We start from the raw sequence: 24,724 nt of genomic DNA, 5'->3' as shown, positions 1-24,724 counted from the left end.
ACCTGTCGGAGAACTACTTGCCCTCCGCCGACGGCACCGCGATGACGGTCGGAACGATCATCGGCCGGCGACGGTACTTGTCGGCCACCCATCTGCCGACGACACGCCGGATCGCCTGGGCGATGCGGTGAGCGTCGTTGATGCCTTCGGTGGCCAGGCGCAGCAGCTCCGCCTCGACCAACTGCGCCGCGTCCTTGAGGGCCGTCGGGTCGTCGGAGAATCCGCGTCCGGACACCTCGGGGGTGCTGACCGCGCGGCCCGTGTGGTCGTCGATGACGACGTTGATGGCGATGAACCCGCCCTCACCGAGGACCAACCGGTCCGACAGTGTGGAGTCGCCGACGTCGCCGACGGACAGTCCGTCGACGTAGACGTGCCCGACGGGAACCTGCCCGACGATCTCGGCGAGACCGTCGACCATGTCGACCACCACACCGTCCTCGGCGAGCACGATCCGCTCCTCCGGCACACCGGTCGCCTTCGCGAGGGCGGCGTTGGCCCGCAGGTGGCGCCATTCGCCGTGGACCGGCATCGCGTTGGTGGGCCGGACCGCGTTGTACAGGTACAGGAGCTCACCCGCCGAGGCGTGACCGGAGACGTGCACCTTCGCGCTCTGCTGGGTGACGACGGTGGCGCCGCGCTTGGCGAGGCCGTTGACGACGGCGAACACGGAGTTCTCGTTGCCGGGGATCAGCGACGAGGCCAGCACGACGAGGTCGTTGGCCCGGATGTTGATCTGCCGGTGCTCGCCGCGGGCCATCCGCGACAACGCCGACAGCGGTTCGCCCTGCGAGCCGGTGGAGATGAGGACGAGCCGGTCGTCGGGCAGGTTGGCCGCGGTGTCGATGTCGACGACCAGACCGTCCGGGACGCTCAGGTAGCCGAGATCCTGCGCGATCTGCATGTTGCGGACCATCGACCGGCCCACGAACGCGACCCGCCGGTTGTACCGGTGCGCGACGTCGACGACCTGCTGGATGCGGTGCACGTGGCTGGCGAAGGAGGCCACGATCACACGCTGCCGGGCCTTGCCGATGACGTTGTCGAGCACTCCCCCGATCTCACGTTCGGGGGTGACGAATCCCGGCACCTCGGCGTTGGTGGAGTCGACGAGGAACAGGTCGACGCCCTCGTCGCCGAGACGGGAGAAGCCGGCGAGGTCGGTGAGCCTGCCGTCGAGCGGCAACTGGTCGAGCTTGATGTCGCCGGTGTGCAGCACGACGCCGGCGTCGGTCCGGATCGCGACGGCAATGGCGTCGGGGATCGAGTGGTTGACGGCGAAGTACTCGCACTCGAATGGGCCGTGTTCGGTGCGCTGACCCTCGACGACCTCGACGAGGTTGGGGCGCTGGCGGTGCTCACGGCACTTGGCCGCGACGAGCGCGAGCGTGAACCGCGAACCGACGACCGGCAGATCCGGACGCAGGCGCAGCAGGAACGGGATGGCGCCGATGTGGTCCTCGTGGCCGTGCGTGAGGACGACTGCCTCGACGTCGTCCATGCGGTCCTCGATGTGCCGGAAGTCCGGGAGGATCAGGTCGACACCAGGCTGCTGGTCTTCCGGGAACAGCACACCGCAGTCGACGATGAGCAGTTTGCCCTGGTGCTCGAAGACGGTCATGTTGCGACCGATCTCGCCGATGCCGCCGAGAGCCACCACCCGCAGCCCCTTGAACGGGGCCTTCGGCGGGGCGCCGAGCCGGGCCGTCGGATCGACCGCGGCCGGCCGCGAGTCCTGACGCTTGTTGCCGGCGCGCCGTCCGGAGCGCGACGACGACTTGTTGGCGGCGCCCCCCTTCGTGGAGGAGGCCTTCACGGGCGCGGACTTGGCCTGCTCCGACTTCGGGGCACTCGGCTCGTCGGCGACGACGGGCGCCGACTTCGCCGGCTCGGCGGCGGGGGCCGGCGTCGCCAGCTCGGCGGCGGGGGCCGGCGTCGTCGGCTCGCTCGCTGTGGGGGAAGGGGGGCCTGCCTGGCGGCTGGCGCTGCGACGACGAGGCGGTCGGGTCACGCGAGCACCCCCGCTGCGTGCAGATCGGCGGCCAGGAGATCGATCTGATCGTGCGTGGGCGCCACCTGCGGCAACCGGGGTTCACCGACGTCGAGGCCGATCAGGCGCAGACCCGCCTTCGACGCGCTCACGCCGCCGAGACGCGCCACCGAGCGGATGACCGGGATGAGGCTGAGGTTGATGGCGCGGGCGCGGGCGATGTCCCCCGCCGCGAAGGCGGTGTGCAGTTCACGCAGCCGGCCGGGCACGAGGTGCCCGATGACGCTGACGAATCCCGTCGCGCCCACCGACAGCCACGGCAGGTTGAGCGGATCGTCACCCGAGTAGAACTGGAGGTCGGTGGTGCCGATCAGCTCGGCGCCCGCGTTGAGGTCGCCCTTGGCGTCCTTGACCGCGACGATGCGCGGGTGCTCGGCGAGGCGCCGGATGGTCTCCGTCTCGATGGGGACCACGGAGCGGGGTGGAATGTCGTAGAGCATGACCGGAAGGTCGGTGGCGTTGGCGACAGCGGTGAAGTGCGCGAACAGTCCGGCCTGCGGCGGACGCGAGTAGTAGGGGGTGACGACGAGGAGGCCCTGCGCGCCGGCGCGGGCGGCGTCACGGGCGAGTTCGACGCTGTGCGCGGTGTCGTTGCTGCCCGCGCCGGCGATGATCTTCGCGCGGTTGCCCACCGCGTCGATGACCGCCCGGAGCAGCTCGAGCTTCTCGTTTTCGGTGGTCGTCGGCGACTCACCGGTCGTGCCGGCGAGCACGAGGGAGTCGCACCCGTTGTCGACGAGGTACGCCGCGAGGCGGACACCGGCGTCGACGTCCAGCTTTCCGTCCGAGGTGAACGGCGTCACCATCGCTGTGGACACGGTGCCGAACGGACGCTCGACTGGAGAAGCGGAATCACCGTAGGTCATGGTCAGAAGGCTACCCGGTGACCCAGGTACTTTTGCACACCAGTCACGCGTCGGCGGAAAACGTGCTCCGCGCCACCTCGGTGCCGTCGCCCCAGTCCAGTACCTCGAAGTCGCCGAAGACATTCGGTGCGGCCGCCTGCAGCTGCCTCAGGCACTCGACCGCGACACGGCGAATCTCCACGTCGGCGTGCTCGGTGGCCCGCATCGAGACGAAGTGCCGCCAGGCGCGGTAGTTGCCGGTGACCACCACGCGGGTCTCCGTCGCGTTGGGCAGGACGGCCCTCGCGGCCTGCCTCGCCTGCTTGTTGCGCAGCGGCACGTTGGAGGTGTCGGCCAGTTTCGATTCGAGGGCCTCGAGGAGTTCGCCGTACGCCGCCCTGCTGGCGTCGGTGGCCTTCGCGAACAGCTCCTCGAGTTCGGGGTCGCCGGCGATCGCGGGCGGGACGACGACGTTCCCCTCGTTCTCCCGCACGAAGCGCTGCGACAGCTGCGAGTAGGAGAAGTGGCGGTGCCGGATCAACTCGTGGGTGCAGGACCGGGAGATGCCGGTGATGTAGAAGCTGACGGTGCCGTGTTCGAGGACCGACTCGTGCCCGACCTCGAGCAGATGACGCAGGTATCCGGCGTTGGTGGCGGTGCGGGGGTTGGGTTTGGACCAGCTCTGGTAGCACGCCCGGCCCGCGAATTCCGCCAGCGCTTCGCCGCCGTCGGCGTCGGTCTCCCACGGGATGTCCGCCGGTGGAAAGAACTCCGTCTTCGCGACGAGTTGCACCCTGAGCGGCACGGTCTGCGGCACTGCGCTGATCCTCCTACCGAACTCCCTGGTCGGGAGTCCCTCCTGAATGCATCGACCCTAGTCGCAGCATCGGCCTGACACTGTCCGAGGGTGACATCACCAAGCTGAGGTCACGACTGCTTGACTGGCGTCACGGTTGACGTCATGCTGGCGTCATGGACCTCGGCATCTATGTCTCCCGGCTGCGAGACGACCTGAACGCAGCAGCCGCACTCGGCGACGAGCAGACGCGGGCGACCGCTGCGGCGCTCGCCGCCGCAGTCGAACCCGCCGCGCGCCTGCTCCTCCTGTCGGCGCTCACCGACTTTGCGGGAGAGGTGTCTTCCGAACTCGGCAATCGCACCGTCGGCGTGCGCCTGGACGGCAGCGAGGTGGCGGTCGACGTGCACCGCACTCCCGCCCAGCCCGGGCCGGACGGGGAACGCACCGCCACCGCCGAGGACATCGGTGCCGCGTTCGATGACGTCACCGGTGACATCAGCCGCGTCACCCTCCGCCTGATGGATCAGATCAAGTCGAAGGCCGAGGAGGCCGCCTCCCAGAACGGGGTGTCGCTCAATTCCTGGGTGTCGCAAGCGGTCCAGGGCGCGCTCAAGGACCAGATGCGCCGGAACGGGAGAGGCGATTTCTGAGCGCCGGTGCACTCACTCCACGCGCCCGTCGGCGGCGGTGATGTAATTACGTCGCATCAGCCACACGGTGAGAGTCGCCACGGGCTCGAAGGAGCGAAGAACATGGCCGTTTCCGGCGTCAAGGAATTCGAGATCAAGGCCGATCCGGCCACGGTGATGGCCGCGATCGCTGCGGTGGATCGCCTGCCCGAGTGGTCCTCGGCCCACAAGTCGGTCACCATCGAGAGCACACACGACGACGGCCGCCCCCACCGAGTCCGGATGAGCGTCTCCATCCTCGGGATCAGCGACGAGCAGGTCGTCGACTACACGTTCGAGGGCGACAACACGGTGTCGTGGCACCTCGTCGAGAGCGGCCAGCAGAACGCCCAGGACGGGTCGTACGTCCTCACCGAGTCCGGCGCCGGCACCAAGGTGACGTTCGAATTGACGGTCGACCCGAAGATTCCGCTGCCGGGGTTCCTCGTGAAGAAGGCGCAGAAGACGGCGCTCGAGACCGCGAGCAAGGGCCTGACGAAGTTCGTCGAGAGCCTGTAGGCAGTCGAGAGCCTCCAGTTCTTCACTCTCCTCGCGGCCGCGACGCCTCGGCCGCGAGGAGGGCACCGAGGTTGCCGCGATCGTCCACTCGGACGTCGTCCAGGCCCAACCACGTTGCCATTCTTCGCAATTCCGGAACCAGCGCCTCCACCACGTGCCCCGGACTCCGGTCGGGTTCGACGAACGCGGATCGCACTTCGAGCGTCCCCGACGCGCGGTCGGCCTTGAGATCGACCCTCGCCACCAGTTCACCGTTCAGCAGGAACGGGAAGACGTAGTACCCGTGGACACGTTTGTGCGCGGGGGTGTAGATCTCGAGGCGGTACCGGAAGTCGAATACCCGCTCGGTACGGGGCCGGCAGAAAACCAGCGGATCGAACGGGCAGAGCAGCGCCGCCCCCTCCACCTTCCGGGGAACCCGGACGTCGCGGTGGACGAATGCCGATGCCTCCCAGCCCCGGACGCCGACCCGTTCGAGCACACCGTCCTCGACGAGGTCCTCGACGGCCGCGGCGGTCTGCGCCGGCGACAGCCGGTAGTAGTCGCGCAGATCGGGTTCGGTGGCCACCCCGAGGGCCCGCGCGGACCGCTGCACCAGGCCACGGACGGCGTCCTCCTCCGAAACGTTCTCGGCGAGGACCGCTTCCGGCAGCACCCGTTCGGTGAGGTCGTAGTGACGGGTGAAGGCGACGCGCTTGTCGACCGCCAGCGCACCGGACGCGAACAGCTGCTCGCACACCACTTTGGTGTCGCTGCGATCCCACCAAGGACCCTTGCGGTCGGGCCGGTCGACCTCGAGGTGTTTCTCCACGTCGCCCGCGCTGCACGCACCGACGGCGCCGATCACGTCGAGCACGTCGGCGGCGAGCGTGGGATTGCGGTCGAGTACGCGGGATTCGCCGGACCAGCGTCCGTGCCGGTACCGGTGCATCCGCCAGCGCAGCAGCGGCCAGTCCTCGACCGGGATGAACGCCGCCTCGTGCGCCCAGTACTCCGCCAGCATCCGGGGTGCACGGGCGGAGTGCGACCACGCCGCCGAGTCGACCAGACCGCGGTCGTACACCCCGAGACGGCTGAACAGCGGGACGTAGTGGGCGCGCACGGCCACCGACACGGAGTCGATCTGGAACAACCGCACGCGGTCGAGAACCGAACGGACGTGCCTGCGCGTCGGTGTACCGGCCGGCTTCCGGTCGGCGAAACCCTGCGCCCAGAGCGCCGTTCTCCGGGCCGCGGCGGCGGTCATCTCACGCATGACCGAAGCTTGCCATCGGCCACCGACACGGTCGACGGCGACGTCGTCAGGCGTCCTCCGCCAGCGTGACCGCCACCGTCGCGCCGAGTTCGTACAACCGCTCCCGCGCACTCGCGTCGACAGATCCGGTCAGTTCCAGGATCTCGGCGACCTGGGTGAGCGCCAGCCCGGTCACGATCTTCTGCACCGACTTCACGGCCCCGGCGGTGTCGTTGTTGCCGTGCACCCAGAGTCCGTAGGGGCGCCCGGCGACCGCGTCGAGGCACGGGTAGTAGACGGTGTCGAAGAAGTGCTTCAGCGCACCGGACATGTAGCCGAAGTTGGCGGAGGTCCCGAACAGGAACCCGTCGGCCGCGAGGACGTCGGGGACGGTCGCGCCGAGTGCGGGGATCGACTTCACCTCGACGCCGTCGATGTCGGGGTCCCGCGCGCCTTTCAGTACGGCTTCGAGGCACTCACGGGTCACCGGCGACGGCGTGTGGTGGACGACGAGTAGTGACTTCACAGTCGTCAGCGTACGACCGGGTCCGTCTACTACCGGCCGGGCTCGCCTTCCCGTTCGACACGTTCGAGTTCCACAGCCCGTTTCATCGTCTCCCTGGCCCGGCCGCGGTCGCCGGCGTAGTCGTAGGCGCGCGCGAGCCGGTAGGAGTTCCGCCAGTTGTCCGGGTCTGCTTCCCATTCGGACTTGACCTGCTGGAACAGTGCGTCGGCGGCGTCCCGGTCGATGCGGCCCGAGGGGCGCTTCGGCAGATCGCTGACATCCAGTTCGAGTCTCTCGTCGGCGATGCGGCGGGACAGATGCTGGTGCTGGAATCCGGCACGCAGCGTGGCGTAGACGATCCAGGCGCCCAGGAACGGCAGGATCAGGACGCCGATCCCCAGGCCGATCGCGGCTGCTCCGCCGTCCTGGATCAGCTCGATCCCACGCCGGCCGAGAAGGACGAAGTAGAACGCCAGCGCTGCGACCAGCAGTCCGATCGTGACGACGGTCTTGGTCGAGCCGTCCTTCACAGGTCGAGAAGGGGGTCGATACCGACGGTGAGACCGGGGCGGTTGCCGATCTCCCGCACACCGAGCAGGACGCCGGGGGCGAAGGAGTTGCGGTCGATCGAATCGTGGCGGATGGTCAGCGTCTCGCCCTGCGTGCCGAGGATGATCTCCTGATGGGCGACCAGACCTGCGAGCCGCACGGAATGGACCCGCACGCCGTCCACGTCGGCGCCGCGCGCACCGTCCAGTTCGGTGGTCGTCGCGTCGGGGCTCGGTCCCACGCCGGCCTTGCGGCGTGCCTCGGAGATGAGGGCGGCGGTCCGGTAGGCGGTGCCGGACGGCGCATCCGCCTTGTTGGGGTGGTGCAACTCGATGACCTCGACGGAATCGAAGAATCGTGCTGCCGCTTCGGCGAAGCGCATGGAGAGGACGGCGCCGATTGCGAAGTTGGGGGCAATCAGGACCCCGACGTCGGGGCGCTCGATCAGCCACGACCGCACCGTGTCGAGCCTCGTGTCGTCGAACCCGGTGGTGCCCACCACGGCATGAATGCCGTTGGAGACGAGGAACTTCAGGTTGTCCATCACCACGTCGGGGTGGGTGAAGTCGACGACGACCTGCGTGCCGGCCTCGCCGAACGACTCGAGCCGGTCGCCGTGATCGACCTCCGCGACGAGTTCGAGGTCCGGTGCCTGCTCCACCGCCTCGCAGATCGCCCGTCCGACCTTGCCCTTGGCCCCGAGAACCCCGACCCTGATGGGTGCTGCTGCGCTCACTTCTCCACGCTCCGTCCAGTCACAACGATTCGCCCGAAAGCCTACGCAATCGCCGGGTGCCGACCGCTGCGCAGGGGCGGGGTGGGAGACCTGCGTCTCGTCCTCACACGCGGCGGGGCTCGTATTCCGGGTGCCAGTGCGGTGATCGGCCGAGCAGCGACAGCACCGCGCCGAAATCCGCAGAGTCGGCGCCGGCGGTCAATCCCGGGGCGAACGCGGCGCCCTCGCGCAGCCGGTCCGCACCGTCCGGCACGCGACGGGCGATGGGGAGAACCGCGGCCACCATGCCGGTTTCGGGTGCGAAGTCGAGTTCGAGTGCTCGCGCGACGTCCCACGAATGGACCGCGTAGTCGAGGAAGTGGAACCCGACGGCGGTGGCCGCGGGGAACGGGAACTCGGTGCTGATCTCCGGTAGCCAGAACTGCCGCTCCCCGACACCGTCGCGGGCGAAGGCCTCGACGACGGTGTCCGCCGCCGCACGATAGGCGGCAACCGGGTTCGCCGACGCATGCGGCCGCCAGCGCGACAGGTCGGGCCCGTCGCCCGCGGCCGCCGCGGCGAACCCCAGGTGCTGCACGGTCATGTGGGCCAGCAGTTCGCCGAGGGTCCACTGCGCGCACGGTGTCGCGCGCTGCAGGTCGCGACTCGTCACGTGCGACACGATCTCCACACTCGTCTCCACGGCGCGGGCATCCCAGCGCCGGATCTCGTCGACATCCATCGTCGGTACCTCGCCCTTCGAATCGGATTAGTAAGCTATCGCTTATCATCTACTCGAGTAGATGATCGGTCAAGGTGTATTTTCTGCGGTATGCCGAGCCCCGACCCGAAGAACGGACAGCACGAGCGCACCCGCCCCGACCTCGCCGCGATGACGACCACCCTGAACCGCTCACTGGTGGCGGCGGAACTTCCCGTGCTCGCCGAGCACGGGCTGACCATGTGGGGCTACGTCGTACTCCTCGCACTCGACGAGCACCCGCTGCGCACCCAGGCCGCGCTCGCGGAGGCGATCGGCGCCGACAAGACCCGGATCATCGGCGTGCTCGACGAACTGCAGGACCGCGGCCTGATCGACCGGCAGCGAGATCCCGCGGACCGCCGGGCCCGGCTGCTGTCGCTGACCCCGGACGGGCATCGGGTGCGCGATTCGGCACAGGCGGCGATCCGGCGGGGCGAGGAGCGGCTCCTCGCCCGGTTGCCGGAGCGAGACCGGGCCGGTTTTCTGGCCGGCCTGATCGCCTTGTCGGCACTGTCCGCCGAAGACGTCACGGGGCACCCGGGCGACTCCGACTGACGCAATCCGCGCGAATCAGTCGAACACGATGATCTGCCGGATCGCCCTGCCGTCGGCGAGTTCGTCCATGCCGCGGTTGATGTCGTCGAGCGTGATGCGGGAGGAGATGAGCTTCTCGACGGGAAGCTTCCCGGAGCGCCAGAGGTCCTCGTAGATCGGGATGTCCCGGGACGGCACCGCCGAGCCGAGGTAGCTGCCGATGATCGTGCGGGCCTCGGCCACCAGGGTGAGCGGGGAGATCGACGACCGCGCGTCCGGGGACGGCAGTCCGACGGTGATCGTCTTGCCCCCGGGAGAGGTTGCGCGAACAGCCGATTCGAACGCGCGGGCGTTCCCGGCGGCCTCGATGACGATGGGCGCCCGGACGCCGGCTTCTTCGAGTTCCGCCGGGGTGTAGACCGCGGTCGCTCCGAGTTCGCGGGCGGTCTGCAGTTTCGCGGGCACGGCGTCGACGCCGATGACCTCGCCGGCACCCCGGGACACGGCCGTCAGGATCGCGGCCATTCCCACCCCGCCGAGCCCGACGACCATCACGGCCTGGCCGGGTTGCGGGTCGCCCGCGTTGAGGACGGCGCCGCCGCCGGTGAGGACGGCGCATCCGAGCACGGCCGCCACGTCGGCGGGGACGTCGTCGCCGACGGGAACGACCGAGCGCCGGTTGACGACCGCGTGCGTCGCGAATCCGGACACCCCGAGGTGGTGGTGCACGGTGGCGCCGCCGCGGTGCAGTCGCGCTCCCCCGTCGAGTAGGGTTCCGTCATTGTTGGCGCTGGTGCCGGGCCCGCACGGCATGCGACCGCCGGTGGCGCAGCCGGCACACTCTCCGCAGCGCGGGAGGAACGTCATGACCACGCGCTGTCCGACCGTGACGTCGTCGACGCCGGCGCCGAGTTGCATGATCCGCCCCGCTGCCTCGTGCCCGAGCAGCATCGGGACCGGGCGCACCCGGTTGCCGTCGACGACGGACAGGTCGGAGTGGCACAGACCCGCCGCCTCGATCCGGACCAGGATCTCGCCCGCACCGGGTTCGTCGAGGTCGAGTTCGGAGATCGAGATCGGCGCCGACTCGGCGAACGGGCGCGTTCTCCCGATCTCCTCGAGTACCGCTCCACGGATCTTCATCTCAGGCTGCTCCTGTCGGTGTTCGGCGAATCCTCGTTACCGGACGATGCCGCGCACCGAGGCCGGCAGGTCGCGCTTGCGACGATACGGTCCGACGACGGCGGCGGCGAACGGGCGCTGCAGCAAGACCCTCGCGACGTCGCGGACCTCGTCGGTGGTGACCGCGTCGATCTTGCTCAGGGTTTCGGTGATGCTGCGGTGATTGCCGTAGTTGAGCTCACTGCGACCGATGCGGTGCATCCGGGAACCCGAATCCTCCAGTCCCAGAACCAGTCCGCCCCGCAGCGAACCCTTGGCGCGGGCGCACTCGGCGTCGGTGATGCCCTCGGCCGCCACGTTCGACAGCACCTCGCGGATCACCGTGGTGACCTCGCCGAGGTTCTCGGGCTGGCACCCGGCGTAGATCGAGAACGCACCCGTGTCGGAGAACGTGTCGATGCCCGAGTACACGGAATATGCCAGGCCACGGATCTCCCGCACTTCCTGGAAGAGCCGGGAACTGAGCCCGCCGCCGACGGCGGCGTTGAGGACCGACAGCGCCCAGCGATGGGCCTCGTGCCGCCCGAACGCGCGCACCCCGAGCGAGAGGTGGACCTGTTCGCTGTCCCGGTTGGTCAGGCTGAGCGCCGGCTCCGTGCGCAGGCGCAGGGTGCCTGCGCGTCGGGGAGCTGGTTCGGACGCCGATTCGAGGTGCCCGGCGAACGCGCGCCGCACCAGCTCGACCGTATGTTCGTGCTCCACGTTGCCGGCGACGGCGACCACCATGCGCTGCGGCGTGTAGCGCCGCACGTGGAACGAGTGGAGTTGGGTGCGGGTCATCGATTCGATGGATTCGACACTGCCGATCACCGGCCTGCCGACGGGATGGTCGCCGTACAGGGCGGTCAGGAACGCGTCGCCGAGGAGGTCCTCCGGGTCGTCGTCGCGCATCGAGATCTCTTCGAGGACCACCTGGCGTTCGACGTCGACGTCGGAGGACCGGCAGCGGCCGCGCAGGACGACGTCACTGACGAGGTCGATGGCGAGCGGCAGGTCGTCGTCGAGCACGTGCGCGTAGAAGCAGGTGTGCTCCTTGGACGTGAAGGCATTGAGCTCGCCGCCGACGCCGTCCATCACCTGCGCGATGTCGAGAGCGCTGCGCGACGGCGTGGCCTTGAACAGCAGGTGCTCGAGGAAGTGCGCGGCCCCGGCGACGGTGGGCTGCTCGTCACGTGATCCGACACCCACCCAGACGCCCACGGACGCGGATCGGACACCGGGAACGTATTCGGTGACCACCCGGAGCCCGCCGGGGAGCACGGTGCGCCGGACGCCGACATCCGGCTCGTGCAGGGTCGGCGCTTGGGTGAGTGCGGCAGTGCGGCTGCGATCGATCTTGGCCATGTAGTGGTTCAGCGGTCCTCGAAAGCTGGGCGTCGTCGAACGGCAAACTTTACACGCGGCCCCCGACAGCGGGTCACCAGCCTCGACGACGGGGTTGCGAGCCGATGAGCTCGCCGTTTCGGGCGACGTCGCGGCTGCGGTACACGATGTAGGGGCGGAACAGATAGCCCACGGGAGCGCTGAAGGCGTGCACGAGCCGGGTGAACGGCCAGAGGGCGAACAACACCAGCGCGATCGCGACGTGGATGTGGAAGGCGAGTGACGCCTGGGCCATGAGGTCGCCGCGGGGCTGCAGAATCCAGATCGACCGGAACCACGGCGACACCGTCTCGCGGTAGTTGCTCTCCTCGCCGACGACGCCGGATCCGAGCAGGGTGGTCGCCAGCCCGGCGACGATCGCGGCGAGCAGCACCGCGTACATCAGCTTGTCGTTCCAGGTGGTCGCCGTGAACACCGGACCCCGGGTACGGCGGCGATACACCAGAACGAGCGCACCGGCCAGGGTCGCGACACCCGCGATCGCACCGAGCACGAGGGCCTGGACGTGATAGGCGTGCTCGCTCATCCCGATCGCATCGGTCCACGACTGCGGGACGACCAGGCCGATCACGTGTCCGGCGATCACGACGAGGATGCCGAAGTGGAACAGCGGGCTGCCGATCCGCAGCAATCGGCTCTCGTAGAGCTGCGACGAGCGGGTGGTCCAGCCGAATTTGTCATAGCGGTACCGCCACCACGTGCCGACCACGAAGATCGCCAGCGTGACGTACGGCACGATGTCCCAGAAGAGTTCACCGGCGGACATGTCAGGTCGCTCCTTCTCGGCGCGGTGGAACGGTCAGGGTGAAGGGCTCGAGCCCGACGGCCTCGGCGGGCGGCCCGGCCGCGGCGAGTTGCCGCGCCCGCACCACGTCCCGGTCGGAGGCGGGCGGCAGGGTTCCGCACACGCCCGCGACGACGGCGGCGTACGGCGAGCCCGTCTCGCCGAGCGCCGCGTGCAGCATGTCGAGTGGAACCCGGTGCGCCGACAGGAGTCCCGCACCCGCGGCGGCGTCGACGAGCGCGGCGAACTCGAGCACCACCGTCAGGTGATCGGCCGATTCGTCCTTCGGCGGTTCGACGCCGGCGCGGCGGTAGGTGTCGGCGAAGGCCAGGATCTCGCGGCCGCGGTTGCGGGTGTCGCCCGCCGTCCAGTACGTCAGATACAGCGTCGTGCGGCGGCGGAGATCGAACGTCTCGACGTACTGCGCCGCCGCCACGTACGGGTCCGTCTCGCACAGGAAGCGATGCGCCTCCGCGAGGAGCCGCCCCGAATCGGGCGGTAGGTGTCCGAGGATGTCCGCGACGACGTGGAGACGCTCGTCTCGGCCGTCGTCCGGATACGCGAGCAGCAGTGCCGCCGCGTGCCACACGAGCCGGTCCCGGACGCGGTCGCGCCGACGCCGCAACAGAGGGGTCACCGCCGATCACTCCGCTCGGGAAACATTCCGGCCGGGGCGCCTTTGCCGTCCCAGTTCAGCAGGTTCACCCGGGACGGATGGCTCGCGTTGGCGGACATCTCGTCGGTGGTCTGCCGCTCGCGCAGCGCGTGGAACGTCTCGACCGCCACGGGTACCGGGCCGCCGCTGGCTTCGCCGAAGGGGCCGGACTCGTGCATGCCGGGGCCGCCCTCGAAGTCGAGTGCACATTCCGTCGCCGTCTCCTCGAGGCGGTGTCCGTCGGCGGCGTAGGCGGTGGGGATCACGTACCGTTCTTCGTATTTCGCGAGTGCCAGGAGCCGGTACATCTGGTAGATCTCTTCCTCCGTCATCCCCACCGCCTCCGGGATATGGGCCTGCGGTTCGCGACCGAGGTTGATGTCACGCATGTACGACCGCATGGCCGCGAGACGCCGCAGGACGCCGCCCACCACCTCGGTGTCGCCCGCGGTGAACAGTCCCGCCAGGTATTCGACCGGGATCCGCAACGAGTCGAGCGCACCGAACAGGTTGCCGACATCCTCGCCGTCGTGACCGTCGCGGCTGACGGCGTCGACGACGGGCGACAGCGGCGGCACGTACCAGACCATCGGCATCGTCCGGAATTCCGGATGCAGCGGCAGCGCAACCCGGCAGTCCTTGATCAGGGCGTGCACGGGCGAGTTCTGGGCCGCCTCGATCCACTCGTCCGAGATCCCTTCCGCCCGGGCGCCCTCCACGACCGCGGGGTCGCGAGGGTCGAGCAGGAGATCGAGTTGCGCCTCGTACAGGTCCGTGTCGTTCTCCACCGAGGCCGCGGCGAGGACCTTGTCGACGTCGTAGAACAGCAGGCCGATGTAGCGCAGCCGGCCGACGCACGTCTCCGCGCACACCGTCGGCAGTCCCACCTCGACGCGCGGATAGCAGAACGTGCACTTCTCGGCCTTGCCGGTCTTGTGGTTGAAATACACCTTCTTGTACGGGCATCCGGACACGCACATCCGCCATCCGCGGCACTTGTCCTGGTCGACGAGCACGATGCCGTCCTCGGACCGCTTGTACATCGCCCCCGACGGGCAGGAGGCGACGCACGACGGGTTGAGGCAGTGCTCGCAGATACGCGGCAGGTAGAACATGAACGTCTCTTCGAGTTCGAGCTTGACCTTGTCACTCACCTTCTTCAGGACCGGATCGTCCGGGAGGATCTCGGGTGAACCCGCGAGGTCGTCGTCCCAGTTCGCCGACCACTCCACCTTCATCGGCCGACCGCTGATCAGGCTGCGCGGCGCCGCGACGGGCATGTGCTCGCCGAGCGGGGCCTGGGTGAGGTTCTCGTAGTCGTAGGTCCAGGGTTCGTAGTAGTCGTCGATGGACGGCATCTTCGGGTTCGAGAAGATCCGCGAGAGCTTCTTCCACCGGCCGCCGTCACGCAGGCGCAGCCGCCCCTTGCCGTCCCGTACCCATCCGCCGCGCCACTTCTCCTGGTCCTCGTACGTGCGCGGATAGCCTTGACCGGGGCGGGTTTCCACGTTGTTGAACCACACGTACTCGGTGCCCGAGCGATTGGTCCACGCCTGCTTGCACGTCACCGAACAGGTGTGGCAGCCGATGCACTTGTCGAGATTCATCACCATCGCGAGCTGAGCCATGACACGCATCAGTACGTCACCTCCTGCGAGCGACGACGCACCACCGTCACCTCGTCGCGTTGGTTTCCGGTGGGCCCGAGGTAATTGAACGCGAACGACGTCTGGGCGTAGCCACCGGCCAGGTGGGATGGTTTGATCAGCAGCCTGGTCAGCGAGTTGTGGATGCCCCCACGCTTTCCGGTGGTCTCGGTGAGCGGCACGTCGATGGTGCGTTCCTGCGCGTGGTACACGTAGACGACACCGTCCGGCATCCGATGCGAGACGATCGCCCGGCACACCACCACGCCGTTGCGGTTGACCGCCTCCACCCAGTCGTTGTCGCGCACCTCGATCTTCGCGGCGTCGTTCGGGCTCATCCACATGGTGGGCCCACCCCGGGACAGCGACAGCATGAACAGGTTGTCCTGGTACTCGGAGTGGATCGACCACTTCGAGTGCGGGGTCAGATAGCGCACGCTCAGCCCGATCCCGCCCTGCCGATCGCCCACGGCGGGTTCGCCGAACAACCGGGCCATGTCGAGCGGCGGGCGGTAGATGGGCAATTGCTCCCCCAGTTCCTCGATCCAGTCGTGGTCGAGGAAGAAGTGCATGCGCCCGGTCAGCGTGTGAAATGGCTTCAGTTCCTCGATATTCACTGTGAACGGTGCGTACCGGCGGCCGCCGGTCTCGCTGCCCGACCATTCGGGGCTGGTGATCACCGGAACAGGCCGGGCCTGGGTGTCGGCGAACGTGATCCGGCGCTCCTCGCTCCCCTCGGCGAGGTGCGCGAGCGGCGTGCCCGTCCGCTTCTCCAGTTCGCGGAATCCCTGGACGGCGAGTCTGCCGTTCGACGTCCCCGACAACGCGAGGATGGTCTCGGCCATCTTCTCTGCGGTGTCGAGCGCCGGACGACCCGCGGCGACGCCGGAGTCGAGGACGCCGTGCTCGGCGGCGAGTTCTCGTACCTCCCGGTCCGGATGCGTGGTGACGCCTTTGGTGGTGAGCCCCGCCGACTCGACGAGCGGCCCCAGCGCCGCCCACTTCTCGGCGACGGCGGGATAGTCCCGTTCGACCACCACCAGCGGCCCCATCGTCTTGCCCGGGACGGGCGTCTGACCGTGTGCGCGCCAATCCTGTTCGGTGCCGCCCCGGTATGCCATCGCTCCCGGGGTGTCGTGCTGCAACGTGCCCATCACGACGTCGCGGCGCACACCGAGGTGCCGCCGCGCCAGCACGCTGAACGCCTGCGCCACCGCACCGAAAGCGTCGAAATCGGAACGGGTTTCCCACGGCGGGTCGATCGCCGCGGTGAAGGCATGCAGGTACGGGTGCATGTCGGTGCTGGACAGGTCGGACTTCTCGTACCAGGTCGCGGCGGGGAGGACGACGTCCGACAGCAACGTGGTGGACGTCATCCGGAAGTCGATCGACATCAGCAGGTCGAGTTTGCCCTCCGGGATGTCGTCGCGCCAGGTGACGTCGTTCGGACGAAGGTTCTCGGGGGTGGGCTCCGCCTGCAGATTCGACGTCGTGCCCAGGAGATGCCGGAGAAAGTACTCGTTGCCCTTGCTCGACGAACCGAGCAGGTTCGCGCGCCACACACTCAGCACGCGCGGCCAGTTCCGCGGATCGTCCGGGTCGGTGAGCGCGAATTTCAGCTCCCCCGAAGCCAATCGGCTCGTGACGTGCTCCACGACGTCACGCCCCTCGGCCTCGGCCTCGTCCGCCAGGACGAGGCTGGAGCGGTCGAACTGCGGGTAGAACGGCGTCCACCCCATCGAGACGGCCGACGTCATCACGTCCATCGTGTGCCTGCCCCGGAAGTTTCCCCGGCCGGTGGGGCTCGCGAGGGCGTCGGCGCGGTACCCGTCGTACCGCCACTGGTCGGTGTGGACGTACCAATACGACGTGCCCGCCATCTGGCGCGGCGGGCGACTCCAGTCGGTGCCCATCGCGACCGTCGCCCATCCCGTGACGGGACGGCACTTCTCCTGCCCGACGTAGTGGGCCCACCCGCCGCCGTTGCGGCCCATCGACCCGGTGAGCAACAGCAGGCTCAGCACCGCCCGGTACGTCGCGTCGCCGTGGAACCACTGGCAGATCCCGGCGCCCATGATGATCATCGAACGCCCGCCCGAGTCGACGGCGTTGGTCGCGAACTCGCGGGCGATCCGGATCACCTGCGCCGCCGCGACCCCGGTGATCGGTTCCTGCCACGCCGGTGTGTATGGGACGGCCGCGTCGTCGAAGCCGCCGGGCCACTCGCCGGGAAGCCCGGGTCGAGCAACGCCGTACTGGGCGAGCAGGAGGTCGAAGACAGTGCACACCCGGAGGTCGCCGACCCGGCGAACCGGCACACCGCGCACCAGCGTCTCGCCGTGGCCGTCCGGGGTGTCGAACCGCGGCAGGTGCACGGCGGCGGTCTCGCCCTCGCCGTCGGGCGCGGCGACCGTCAGCGCGGGAACGACGTCACCGAGGTCCAGATTCCATTTCCCCACGCCCTCGTCGCCGTAGCGGAATCCGAGGGAGCCGTGCGGCACCACCACCTCGCCCGTCGCGCCGTCCACCAGGACGGGTTTGAACGCGGCGTTCTCGCTCGTGTCCCCGAGATCCGCGGCGGTGAGATTCTTTCCCGAAACGAGGCGGCCGTCGCGTTCCTCGAGCGCGATCAGGAACGGCAGGTCCGTGTACTGCCGCACGTAGTCGACGAAGAACGGTTCGCGCCGCGTCACGAAGAACTCCGACAGGATCACGTGTCCCATCGCCATCGCCATCGCGCCGTCCGTGCCCGCCGCGCACGGCATCCACTCGTCGGCGAATTTCGTGTTGTCGGCGTAATCGGGGCTGATCGACACGACTTTCGTGCCGCGATACCGCACCTCGGCCATCCAGTGGGCGTCGGGAGTCCGGGTGACCGGGACGTTGGACCCCCACATCATCAGATACGCCGCGTCCCACCAGTCTCCGGACTCGGGAACGTCGGTCTGATCCCCGAACACCTGCGGCGACGCGACCGGAAGATCGGCGTACCAATCGTAGAACGAGGTCATGACGCCACCGAGAAGTTCGACGAACCGCGATCCCGCGGCGAACGACACCATCGACATCGCGGGAATCGGCGAGAACCCGGCGATCCGGTCGGGGCCGTATTCCCTGATCGTGTGCACGTGCGCCGCGGCGATCATCTCGGTGGCCTCGGCCCAGGTGACCCGCACGAGCCCGCCCTTGCCCCTGGCCTGCTGATACTTCCGGCGACGCGCGGGGTCGGCCTGGATGTCGGCCCACGCGTCCACCGGATCACCGAGACGCTCACGCGCCTCCCGGTACATTTCGACGAGAACACCGCGCGCGTAGGGATACCGCACGCGTGTCGGCGAGTACGTGTACCAGGAGAACGCCGCACCGCGGGGGCAGCCGCGGGGTTCGTACTCGGGGCGGTCCGGACCCACCGACGGGTAGTCGGTTTCCTGGGTCTCCCACGTGATGATCCCGTCCTTGACGTAGATCTTCCACGAACACGATCCGGTGCAGTTCACCCCGTGGGTGGACCGCACCACCTTGTCGTGGCTCCAGCGGTCCCGGTAGAAGACGTCGCCCTGCCGCCCGCCTTCCCGGGTGACGGTGCGCAGGTCGTCCGAGAACACACCCGGGGTGAAGAACCGCCCTCCCCTGAGCAGGGCTTCCTCCGCGGGACCACCGGTGTGCGGGATGACCACGTCTGCTCTCCTTCAGGTCGAGTGGGCCGACGCCGGACTCGGGGTCCGCGTCGAATTCGATACCTCACGAAGTCCTGAACGCACCCGTCCATGGAACCGCAGTTGCCGCGGGATCGTGGCGAATCGGACAAACACCGGAATCGGATCGACGCGCTCGCCGGGTCAGTGCCGCGTATCGCCGGACCGCAGGTCGGTCGCCGCCAGCACCGCGATGCGCTCGATGCGCTGGCCCGGCCGGATCATGTCCCGCGCCTCCAGCATCCTCGTGCGGGACGCGAGCGCGGGACCGAACGGCACGTCCTCCGACGCCACCACGTCCACCCGCAGTCCCCGTTCCTCGAGCATCGCCCGCGTCTTGCCCACTCCGTTGAGCGTCGACTGGACGAGGAGCAGGGTGCCACCGGGAGCGAGGAGGTCCGGGGTTTCGCTGCAGATCCGGTCCAGCACGGCGCGCCCGTCGACGCCCCCGTCCCAAGCCCGCGCGAGGACCCGGCCCGGCCTGCCGTCGTCGGTCGCCGGCGCGTACGGCGGGTTGGCCACCACCACGTCGAAGCGAAGGGTCCGGACGGACTCCACCAGATCGCCCCGCACCACACGGATCGTCCGCCGGTTCAGTGTGGCATTGAGCCACGTACTGATCGCGGCGCGGCGGGACACGTCGACCGCGGTCACCCAGCCGGCCCCCGCCGCACACGCCTGGACACTCAACACGCCTGTGCCGCAGCAGAGATCGAGCACACGGGTGCCCGGCCCGAGTTCTCGGGCGGCCAGCACCTCAGCGAGCAGCCACGTGTCGCGCTGGGGGCGATACACCCCGGGTAGACGAACGAGCATGATCGGCTCCCTCCCTCGCCGTTCCCTACAAGCGTGGCCAGTACCGCGAGTTACACGCAACTCGACACGGCCCAATTCACCCGTTGTTCACGTCCACCCCCCTTCGCCGTCGGCCGGGGCCGAAAACGGGTACTCCTCCTCCGTGCCACATTCCTTCTCAGCCGATTCCGACGCCCCGGTGGGGACCGTGTGGGCGCTCGTCGCTCGGCCCTCGCGCTGGCCCGAGTGGGCGCCGCACATGCGCGGCGCGTGGGGTCTCGGTTCCCCCGAGGTCGAGGCCGGCCGGTGCGGCGCGGCCCGATTGCTCTGGATCGTGCCGGTTCCCGTATCCATCTCGGCCACGACACCCGGCCGCTCCTGGACCTGGCGGGTGGGACCGATGACGCTCGATCACCTCGTCGAGCCCCGCGGCACCGGTTCGCGGATCACGATGACGATGTCCGCGCCCGGGCCACTCGATGCGATGCTCGGCATCACCTACGGCCCGGTCGTGCGGACCCTCGTCCGCCGGCTCGCCCGCGTCGCGGGCGAACGCTAGGCCGGTCGTCGCAGGTACAGATCGCGCAGCAGCGCCACTTCGGCACCGTGGTGGATGACCTCGCGATTGATGTGCAACACCAGCGCCGCCATCGGGTAGTCCGCGAACGGTCCTTCGCTGGGCCCACACGGCTCGGCGAGGCCGCTGGTTCCCAGGCCCCGCACGCCTTCGCACCAGGCGTCGTACTGCTCGTCGAGTTGGATGAGCGCCCGCGCGGCGGTGCCAGCGTAGTCGAACGTCTCATAGTCCATGAGCGGGCCGCCGAAGTGATTTCCGATCCGCATGCCCAAGACACCGACGATGATGTGCCCGAGCCGCCAGGCGATGGTCGTGATCGGCGGCGAGTCCGGCGCGGGAAAGGCGAAGTCGATGGTGAACTCGCCGCTGCCGGCCTGAACGGGAGCCTGCGAGCGGCCTCTCGGTCTCACACTCCAGCAGTCCGGGGCAGGCTCCCAGACGTACTCCTCATCGGTCAGCCCCGCCAGCCGTGGGCGCAATTGATGGTCCCAGTGCCAGCTGAGCTGATCGGCAAGTTCGTGCGGCCAGTCCATTCGTGCTCCCCTCTCCCGGTCGCCAACCGGACGTCGGAATATCTCGTGACGTGCTACCGCGCAGCGTCCCGGATCCGGACACCCGGATGGTTGGCCCGCAGATTCATTGCGGCCAGCGTGACCGTCCGTTCGATCCGCCGCTCCCTGGTGTCCGCCTTCTTGGTCCGCACCGAACTCGCCCGGATCGGCACGGAACTCACCCACCAATACTCCGGCAATACTCCGGCGAGAACGGTCACTCGGCCAGGTAACGCTCCACGGTCTCGACCTTCGCCCGAAGCTGACCGCTGCGCGCCGGCCGGATATCCGCCTTCAGCACCAGACTGACCCGCGGAAACTGTTCCAGCAGAACGTCCGTCGCGCGCTTCACGACTGCCATCACCTCGTCCCACTCACCCTCGACGGTGGTGAACATCGACGTGGTCTCGTTGGGCAGCCCGGATTCGCGGACAACACGCACGGCCGCGGCGACCGCGGCACCGACACTGTCGGAGTCCCCGCCCATCGGGCTGACGCTGAATGCCACCAGCATGCGCTCTCCTTGCCGTGGGGATCGATGACCACCATTGAATCACCTCGTCCGCTCCCGCTAGGCCGTTCGGGGCAGGGACCCGGTAGCCGTGTCGGCGTGCGCCTGCCGCCGCAACGCCTCCAGGTTCTGCCGCATCTGCGGCCGCATGTCGCGGTGCTGCGGCTGGAGGTGTGAGTAGAGCGAGAGCAGCGGGCGGTACGGCAGTACGTCGATCCGATAGGAGTGCGTCACCCGGGTCCCGTCGCCGTCCGCCCTGAACGTGTACGACCAGGTGGTCGAGTCGTGGTACAGCGGGTTGCGCCGATCCGACACCGTGTGGAATGCGAATTTCCTGCCCGGATCGGCGGCGGTCACCTCGCAGACGCGGGACCACCGCATGTGATGTGCGCGGTTGTGTCCCCGGAATCGGGCGCCCACGGCCCCCGGCGACCGTCCCGGTAGCCACGCGCAGCTGCGGCACTCGGGGCTGCGTTCGGTGATGCGGGTGACGTCGGCGACCACGTCGTACAGCGGCCGGGCCGGGACGTCGATCCACAATTCTGCCGAGCCCTCGGTAAGGGCCGGCCGGTGGTGCCGCGGACTCACGTCGAGGTCGGCGCCCCACCGGGCGGCGCACGCCCGCCGATACGGTCGTTTGAACGCATGGAGCAGCATGAACCGGGTGGCGGGACCGACCTTGCGAACGGTGACGTCGTAGTCCTCCCGATCGACACCGTCGACAAGCCAGTGAGCTTCGATCCCCAGCTCCCGCTTGGTCTTCGAGGCAATGAACACCTCCTGCTCCACGTCGTCCCACTGACCACGGGTCAGGGTTCGGGCGACGACCGGCATCATCTCGTCCTCCTCCCGCTGCAGATGCGGCAGCAGAACCTGCCCGAGAGCGGCGAGGGAACGCGAAAGTTCCTCTCGGGCAGCCGGATGCGCACGATATTCGGTTGCCGCGGCGGCGACCCGCTCCATCTCGGGGACGATTCGCGCATGATCGGCGTCCATCACGTCGAGCAGCGGCCCGGCGTCCGGGTTCAACTCGCGGACCAGCGGCCACAGCCCACGGTCCTCGCCGCTGTGGTGCAGGTGCAGGAAATGCATCATCCACACGAGATGATCGGCGAGGGCGACCCGTTGGGTCTGCGCGGGCGGAGGTGCCATGTGCAGCGCCTCCGCGGCGCGAGCGATATCGCGGCGCAGCGCGTTGTGGACGATGCGCATGATGCGAGTGTCGGCAGAATGCCGAGTGTCGGTAGTCATGACCTACTCCAGACAAAGGCGCCGGTGTGTCACACCGGGCGGTCGAGGATTTCTTCGATGCGGTCGATCAACCATGACTCGTAACGGACACGGCTCCAACCGCATTCGTCCACGAGCAGGGCGTAGACCTGGTCGTGGGCCTGGACCCACAGTTCGTCGACCTGACCGGGATCGGCGTGACGACCCACGATCAGGTCTGCGACGTCGGCGACCGAGCGCCTGCGCTGCCCTTCCAGGTCGGCGGCCACCGCTGCGAGCGTGGCATCCGTCGTCGCACCCTGGCGGATTGCGACGGCCAGGCGGTAGATGCGCTCGTTGATCGTGGCGATCATGCGCGCACCCGACTCGATGCGGTCACTGGTCGTGCGCCCCGTTCGGATCGCCGTGTAGACGGGCCGGTCGGCCAACGGCACCTCAGCGTCGTCTCCGACGATGGCAACCTCCAGTGCCGACTTCAACAGGTCGGCCTTGGATCCGAATGTCGCGTAGACGGTTTCGACGGAAACCTCCGCGGCCCGCGCGACATCCCGCACTCCTGTCGCGACCCAGCCGCGCTCGGCGAACAACCGGGTGGCGGCCTCGAGCACGACCGCCCGCGTCTTCGCCGCCTGCATGCGGCGTAGCGGAGATCGGTACCGGCGGGTCCCGGATCCGCCCGGCACCGCCGAGTCGTGCTCGACCGTTGCCATACCCAATCTTAGAACGCATGAGTTTTCAATACAACCCTGTTCAAGTCATTTCGGCGACGCGCCCGTCCGTACCCGAACACGGTCGAGGAGCGCCCCTTCCAGGCACAGTGTGGCCGGTCCGAGAACCGCGACCGACCGGGTGGTGCCGGCGACCGTGTACGAGCGGCGGGAACCGGACTCCGCGGGCGAGGACGGCGCCTACCTGACGGTGTCCGGTCAGGCACTCGCCGACCTCGACACCCTCGGCGTCGGCGTCACACTCCGCGCCACGGGGCTTCCGGTCCACACGATCTCGGTGACCACCGACGGCCGGAGTCGACGCGCACCCCTGACACCTGTCGACGGGATCGGCCACCACAACTTCTGGCGTCGCGACCTCATCGGCGCACTGCATCGGCAGTGCCGAGAACTCGGCGCCACCATCGTCCACGGCGCGACCGCCACCGCGGTGGACACCTCCCCCGACGGTGCGCGACTGCACACGGCCGACGGCCGGGTTGTCGACTCGGACGTGCTCGTCGGGTGCGACGGAATGTCCTCGATCGTGCGCGGAGAGATCATCGTCGGCCCGACCGGAGCGGTCTACGACGACCAGGTCGTGCTCTACGCCCACCACACCGGCATCCCCGGCCACACCGACCCCGAACCCGGGCTGCTGTCGTTCTTCCGCCACGCAGAACACACCTTCGGCATTCTCGACGGTGGCGGCACGGGGACCTTCTGGTTCGCCCGGCTGACCCGCCCGGCGCTCCCCCCGGCCGGCGTCGGCCTGCACCCCTCGCAGGATTAGACGCGCGAGCTGACCGCCGCATTCCCCGCCCCGGTCGCCGGCGTCCGCCCCATCTCGAGGCGACCCCGACGATCTTCGCCTGCAACGCCGATCGCGTACCCGACCTACCTTCCTGGGTGATCAACGGGCCATGATCATCGGTGACGCCGCCCACGGCATGTCACCGGCAGCGGGCCAGGGCGCCTCCCCCGCCATCGACGACGCCCTCACCACCGCAGCCGTCCTCGACCCGCGCACCCCCGCATCGAAGTACTCCTCCGCGATAAGCCGACGCCGCACCGTCGCCGACGAGGCCCGCAGCGCGCCCGCCCGCCGGCCGCAGAACTGAAGCTGGCATTCCTGCGACGCCTCGGCGTCGCGCCCGACCAATACAGGCGACACTTCGCCGCCACCGCACCCTGATCCCACAGTGCAAGGACAAGGCCGTGAGCACCGTCGATTCGGAACGCCCCACCCGGCGCGCCGCCCTGACCCACCGCACGTTCGTGGTCCACTACCTGCAGATTTGCTCGCGATGCTGGCGGGGATGGCAGCATTCGCGCCCCTGTCGGCGCTCGTCGGCGACGATGCACGAATCGAAGTGCACGCGTTGCTGATGGCTACCTCGATGACCGCGGGAATGGCCGCATGGATGGCATGGCGGCGCCATTCGTGGCCGCGATCGCCGAAATGGGGCTGGCGATGCACCTCGCGTTCGTCGTGCTGTTCCCACTGCTGTGGCTCGATCTGCTCTCGGGCGACGGTCTGATGCTCGCCGGCCACGTGCTGATGCTCCCCGCAATGGTAGTGGCCATGCTGCATCGCAGGGAGGAATACGTCGGGGCGTGTTGACTCTCCCGCCGACTTCGCTACATCGCCTCTGTCTACGGATCCGGAGAGTCGCACCTGACACCGAACAATCTCACTGCCGGCCTTCCTCGATCGAATTACCTACTTTCCAACGGTTTTCACTGTTGCCGACCCGGCGGAATGATATCGGCGCGGGTGTCTGCAGCGATCCAAATATCGTCGAGGATCTCGTCAGAGCGGTCGGA

The 24,724-nt window shown here is 68.8% G+C and carries 27 protein-coding genes; 7 read left to right on the top strand and 20 right to left on the bottom strand.

Annotation, left to right across the window (positions count from 1 at the left end):
• Positions 1-13: 13 nt before the first annotated feature.
• Genes JWS14_RS36405 through thyX form a run of 3 tightly spaced genes read right to left on the bottom strand, consistent with a single transcriptional unit; the run spans position 14 to position 3,712 of the window.
• Complete coding sequence (locus JWS14_RS36405) at positions 14-2,011, bottom strand: ribonuclease J (RefSeq protein ID WP_275957900.1); 1,998 nt, start codon at positions 2,009-2,011, stop codon at positions 14-16.
• Entirely contained in the window at positions 2,008-2,916 is a 909-nt protein-coding gene (gene dapA / locus JWS14_RS36400; RefSeq protein WP_015890417.1) for a 4-hydroxy-tetrahydrodipicolinate synthase, read from the bottom strand. Before dapA ends, JWS14_RS36405 begins: the two co-directional genes overlap by 4 nt.
• Before the next feature lie 43 nt (positions 2,917-2,959).
• On the bottom strand, positions 2,960-3,712 hold the full coding sequence (gene thyX, locus JWS14_RS36395; protein WP_072937969.1) for an FAD-dependent thymidylate synthase: 753 nt from the start codon (positions 3,710-3,712) through the stop codon (positions 2,960-2,962).
• 155 nt (positions 3,713-3,867) lie between these two features.
• Here thyX and JWS14_RS36390 point away from each other — a divergent pair, with 155 nt between their 5' ends.
• Entirely contained in the window at positions 3,868-4,344 is a 477-nt protein-coding gene (locus tag JWS14_RS36390) for a toxin-antitoxin system HicB family antitoxin (RefSeq protein WP_206015356.1), read from the top strand.
• A gap of 102 nt (positions 4,345-4,446) precedes the next feature.
• Entirely contained in the window at positions 4,447-4,881 is a 435-nt protein-coding gene (locus JWS14_RS36385) for an SRPBCC family protein (RefSeq protein WP_015890414.1), read from the top strand.
• Positions 4,882-4,903: 22 nt separating this feature from the next.
• On the opposite strand, the gene JWS14_RS36380 is transcribed toward JWS14_RS36385, so the two are convergent.
• The 5 genes from JWS14_RS36380 to JWS14_RS36360 form a co-directional block, all read right to left on the bottom strand.
• Positions 4,904-6,136: a winged helix-turn-helix domain-containing protein gene (locus JWS14_RS36380; protein ID WP_072937966.1), complete on the bottom strand. Its 1,233-nt coding sequence runs from the start codon at positions 6,134-6,136 to the stop codon at positions 4,904-4,906.
• A 46-nt stretch (positions 6,137-6,182) separates the two neighbouring features.
• Complete coding sequence (locus JWS14_RS36375) at positions 6,183-6,641, bottom strand: flavodoxin family protein (protein ID WP_072937964.1); 459 nt, start codon at positions 6,639-6,641, stop codon at positions 6,183-6,185.
• Between the two features lie 29 nt (positions 6,642-6,670).
• The gene (locus JWS14_RS36370; protein ID WP_072937963.1) at positions 6,671-7,150 is read right to left on the bottom strand and encodes a hypothetical protein; all 480 of its coding nucleotides are present in this window, start codon (positions 7,148-7,150) and stop codon (positions 6,671-6,673) included.
• Positions 7,147-7,905, bottom strand: a complete 759-nt coding sequence (gene dapB / locus JWS14_RS36365; protein ID WP_072937961.1) for a 4-hydroxy-tetrahydrodipicolinate reductase — start codon at positions 7,903-7,905, stop codon at positions 7,147-7,149. The genes JWS14_RS36370 and dapB overlap by 4 nt, the downstream gene beginning before the upstream one ends.
• A gap of 103 nt (positions 7,906-8,008) precedes the next feature.
• On the bottom strand, positions 8,009-8,626 hold the full coding sequence (locus tag JWS14_RS36360; protein ID WP_206015355.1) for a TIGR03086 family metal-binding protein: 618 nt from the start codon (positions 8,624-8,626) through the stop codon (positions 8,009-8,011).
• Between the two features lie 90 nt (positions 8,627-8,716).
• On the opposite strand from JWS14_RS36360, the gene JWS14_RS36355 reads away from it, so the two are divergent.
• On the top strand, positions 8,717-9,202 hold the full coding sequence (locus JWS14_RS36355) for a MarR family winged helix-turn-helix transcriptional regulator (RefSeq protein ID WP_206015354.1): 486 nt from the start codon (positions 8,717-8,719) through the stop codon (positions 9,200-9,202).
• Positions 9,203-9,217: 15 nt separating this feature from the next.
• On the opposite strand, the gene JWS14_RS36350 is transcribed toward JWS14_RS36355, so the two are convergent.
• The 7 genes from JWS14_RS36350 to JWS14_RS36320 form a co-directional block, all read right to left on the bottom strand.
• Positions 9,218-10,324, bottom strand: coding sequence for an alcohol dehydrogenase catalytic domain-containing protein (locus JWS14_RS36350; protein ID WP_206015353.1), 1,107 nt, complete (start codon positions 10,322-10,324; stop codon positions 9,218-9,220).
• 36 nt (positions 10,325-10,360) lie between these two features.
• Positions 10,361-11,707, bottom strand: a complete 1,347-nt coding sequence (locus JWS14_RS36345; RefSeq protein ID WP_206015352.1) for a M16 family metallopeptidase — start codon at positions 11,705-11,707, stop codon at positions 10,361-10,363.
• Positions 11,708-11,780: 73 nt separating this feature from the next.
• On the bottom strand, positions 11,781-12,512 hold the full coding sequence (gene narI, locus JWS14_RS36340; RefSeq protein WP_206015351.1) for a respiratory nitrate reductase subunit gamma: 732 nt from the start codon (positions 12,510-12,512) through the stop codon (positions 11,781-11,783).
• Position 12,513: 1 nt separating this feature from the next.
• Positions 12,514-13,167 carry a nitrate reductase molybdenum cofactor assembly chaperone gene (narJ, locus tag JWS14_RS36335; protein WP_072937950.1) on the bottom strand — a complete coding sequence of 218 codons (654 nt, stop codon included), beginning with the start codon at positions 13,165-13,167 and terminating at the stop codon, positions 12,514-12,516.
• Positions 13,164-14,822 carry a nitrate reductase subunit beta gene (gene narH / locus JWS14_RS36330; protein ID WP_206015350.1) on the bottom strand — a complete coding sequence of 553 codons (1,659 nt, stop codon included), beginning with the start codon at positions 14,820-14,822 and terminating at the stop codon, positions 13,164-13,166. The genes narJ and narH overlap by 4 nt, the downstream gene beginning before the upstream one ends.
• A complete protein-coding gene (locus tag JWS14_RS36325; RefSeq protein ID WP_206015349.1) occupies positions 14,822-18,508 on the bottom strand; it encodes a nitrate reductase subunit alpha in 3,687 nt (1,228 codons plus the stop codon). Before JWS14_RS36325 ends, narH begins: the two co-directional genes overlap by 1 nt.
• 162 nt (positions 18,509-18,670) lie before the next feature.
• A complete protein-coding gene (locus JWS14_RS36320) occupies positions 18,671-19,342 on the bottom strand; it encodes a HemK2/MTQ2 family protein methyltransferase (protein ID WP_206015348.1) in 672 nt (223 codons plus the stop codon).
• A 142-nt stretch (positions 19,343-19,484) separates the two neighbouring features.
• Here JWS14_RS36320 and JWS14_RS36315 point away from each other — a divergent pair, with 142 nt between their 5' ends.
• Complete coding sequence (locus tag JWS14_RS36315) at positions 19,485-19,880, top strand: SRPBCC family protein (RefSeq protein WP_206015347.1); 396 nt, start codon at positions 19,485-19,487, stop codon at positions 19,878-19,880.
• Here the strand turns inward: JWS14_RS36315 and JWS14_RS36310 are convergent.
• Genes JWS14_RS36310 through JWS14_RS36290 form a run of 5 tightly spaced genes read right to left on the bottom strand, consistent with a single transcriptional unit; the run spans position 19,877 to position 22,900 of the window.
• Positions 19,877-20,431, bottom strand: a complete 555-nt coding sequence (locus JWS14_RS36310; RefSeq protein ID WP_206015346.1) for a DinB family protein — start codon at positions 20,429-20,431, stop codon at positions 19,877-19,879. The two genes, JWS14_RS36315 and JWS14_RS36310, sit on opposite strands and share 4 nt — an antisense overlap.
• A gap of 53 nt (positions 20,432-20,484) precedes the next feature.
• Entirely contained in the window at positions 20,485-20,631 is a 147-nt protein-coding gene (locus tag JWS14_RS36305) for a hypothetical protein (protein ID WP_167372116.1), read from the bottom strand.
• Positions 20,632-20,666: 35 nt separating this feature from the next.
• Positions 20,667-20,963, bottom strand: a complete 297-nt coding sequence (locus JWS14_RS36300; protein ID WP_072937944.1) for an MTH1187 family thiamine-binding protein — start codon at positions 20,961-20,963, stop codon at positions 20,667-20,669.
• A 57-nt stretch (positions 20,964-21,020) separates the two neighbouring features.
• The gene (locus tag JWS14_RS36295) at positions 21,021-22,211 is read right to left on the bottom strand and encodes a hemerythrin domain-containing protein (protein ID WP_072937943.1); all 1,191 of its coding nucleotides are present in this window, start codon (positions 22,209-22,211) and stop codon (positions 21,021-21,023) included.
• 29 nt (positions 22,212-22,240) lie between these two features.
• Positions 22,241-22,900, bottom strand: coding sequence for a TetR/AcrR family transcriptional regulator (locus JWS14_RS36290; RefSeq protein WP_095860708.1), 660 nt, complete (start codon positions 22,898-22,900; stop codon positions 22,241-22,243).
• Positions 22,901-23,009: 109 nt separating this feature from the next.
• Between JWS14_RS36290 and JWS14_RS36285 the strand changes: the two genes are divergently transcribed.
• From JWS14_RS36285 to JWS14_RS36275, 3 genes are all read left to right on the top strand, one after another.
• Positions 23,010-23,690 carry an FAD-dependent oxidoreductase gene (locus JWS14_RS36285; protein WP_206015345.1) on the top strand — a complete coding sequence of 227 codons (681 nt, stop codon included), beginning with the start codon at positions 23,010-23,012 and terminating at the stop codon, positions 23,688-23,690.
• Positions 23,691-23,820: 130 nt separating this feature from the next.
• Positions 23,821-24,018, top strand: coding sequence for an FAD-dependent monooxygenase (locus JWS14_RS36280; RefSeq protein WP_206015344.1), 198 nt, complete (start codon positions 23,821-23,823; stop codon positions 24,016-24,018).
• A 308-nt stretch (positions 24,019-24,326) separates the two neighbouring features.
• On the top strand, positions 24,327-24,521 hold the full coding sequence (locus JWS14_RS36275) for a hypothetical protein (RefSeq protein ID WP_206015343.1): 195 nt from the start codon (positions 24,327-24,329) through the stop codon (positions 24,519-24,521).
• Positions 24,522-24,724: the final 203 nt, after the last annotated feature.

The sequence above is a fragment of the Rhodococcus koreensis genome, from assembly GCF_017068375.1.
In the GTDB taxonomy this organism is placed as follows: Bacteria; Actinomycetota; Actinomycetes; order Mycobacteriales; family Mycobacteriaceae; genus Rhodococcus_F; species Rhodococcus_F koreensis.
This window is presented reverse-complemented; position numbering and strand designations above follow the sequence as displayed.

Excerpts from the sequence above, each read along its gene's own strand:
- dapA (WP_015890417.1), bottom strand. The coding sequence starts at position 2,916 with ATGACCTACGGTGATTCCGCTTCTCCAGTCGAGCGTCCGTTCGGCACC.
- JWS14_RS36390 (WP_206015356.1), top strand. The coding sequence starts at position 3,868 with ATGGACCTCGGCATCTATGTCTCCCGGCTGCGAGACGACCTGAACGCA.
- JWS14_RS36385 (WP_015890414.1), top strand. The coding sequence starts at position 4,447 with ATGGCCGTTTCCGGCGTCAAGGAATTCGAGATCAAGGCCGATCCGGCC.
- JWS14_RS36380 (WP_072937966.1), bottom strand. The coding sequence starts at position 6,136 with ATGCGTGAGATGACCGCCGCCGCGGCCCGGAGAACGGCGCTCTGGGCG.
- JWS14_RS36360 (WP_206015355.1), bottom strand. The coding sequence starts at position 8,626 with ATGGATGTCGACGAGATCCGGCGCTGGGATGCCCGCGCCGTGGAGACG.
- JWS14_RS36355 (WP_206015354.1), top strand. The coding sequence starts at position 8,717 with ATGCCGAGCCCCGACCCGAAGAACGGACAGCACGAGCGCACCCGCCCC.
- JWS14_RS36350 (WP_206015353.1), bottom strand. The coding sequence starts at position 10,324 with ATGAAGATCCGTGGAGCGGTACTCGAGGAGATCGGGAGAACGCGCCCG.
- JWS14_RS36345 (WP_206015352.1), bottom strand. The coding sequence starts at position 11,707 with ATGGCCAAGATCGATCGCAGCCGCACTGCCGCACTCACCCAAGCGCCG.
- narI (WP_206015351.1), bottom strand. The coding sequence starts at position 12,512 with ATGTCCGCCGGTGAACTCTTCTGGGACATCGTGCCGTACGTCACGCTG.
- narH (WP_206015350.1), bottom strand. The coding sequence starts at position 14,822 with ATGCGTGTCATGGCTCAGCTCGCGATGGTGATGAATCTCGACAAGTGC.
- JWS14_RS36320 (WP_206015348.1), bottom strand. The coding sequence starts at position 19,342 with ATGCTCGTTCGTCTACCCGGGGTGTATCGCCCCCAGCGCGACACGTGG.
- JWS14_RS36310 (WP_206015346.1), bottom strand. The coding sequence starts at position 20,431 with ATGGACTGGCCGCACGAACTTGCCGATCAGCTCAGCTGGCACTGGGAC.
- JWS14_RS36300 (WP_072937944.1), bottom strand. The coding sequence starts at position 20,963 with ATGCTGGTGGCATTCAGCGTCAGCCCGATGGGCGGGGACTCCGACAGT.
- JWS14_RS36295 (WP_072937943.1), bottom strand. The coding sequence starts at position 22,211 with ATGACTACCGACACTCGGCATTCTGCCGACACTCGCATCATGCGCATC.
- JWS14_RS36290 (WP_095860708.1), bottom strand. The coding sequence starts at position 22,900 with ATGGCAACGGTCGAGCACGACTCGGCGGTGCCGGGCGGATCCGGGACC.
- JWS14_RS36280 (WP_206015344.1), top strand. The coding sequence starts at position 23,821 with ATGATCATCGGTGACGCCGCCCACGGCATGTCACCGGCAGCGGGCCAG.
- JWS14_RS36275 (WP_206015343.1), top strand. The coding sequence starts at position 24,327 with ATGGCGGCGCCATTCGTGGCCGCGATCGCCGAAATGGGGCTGGCGATG.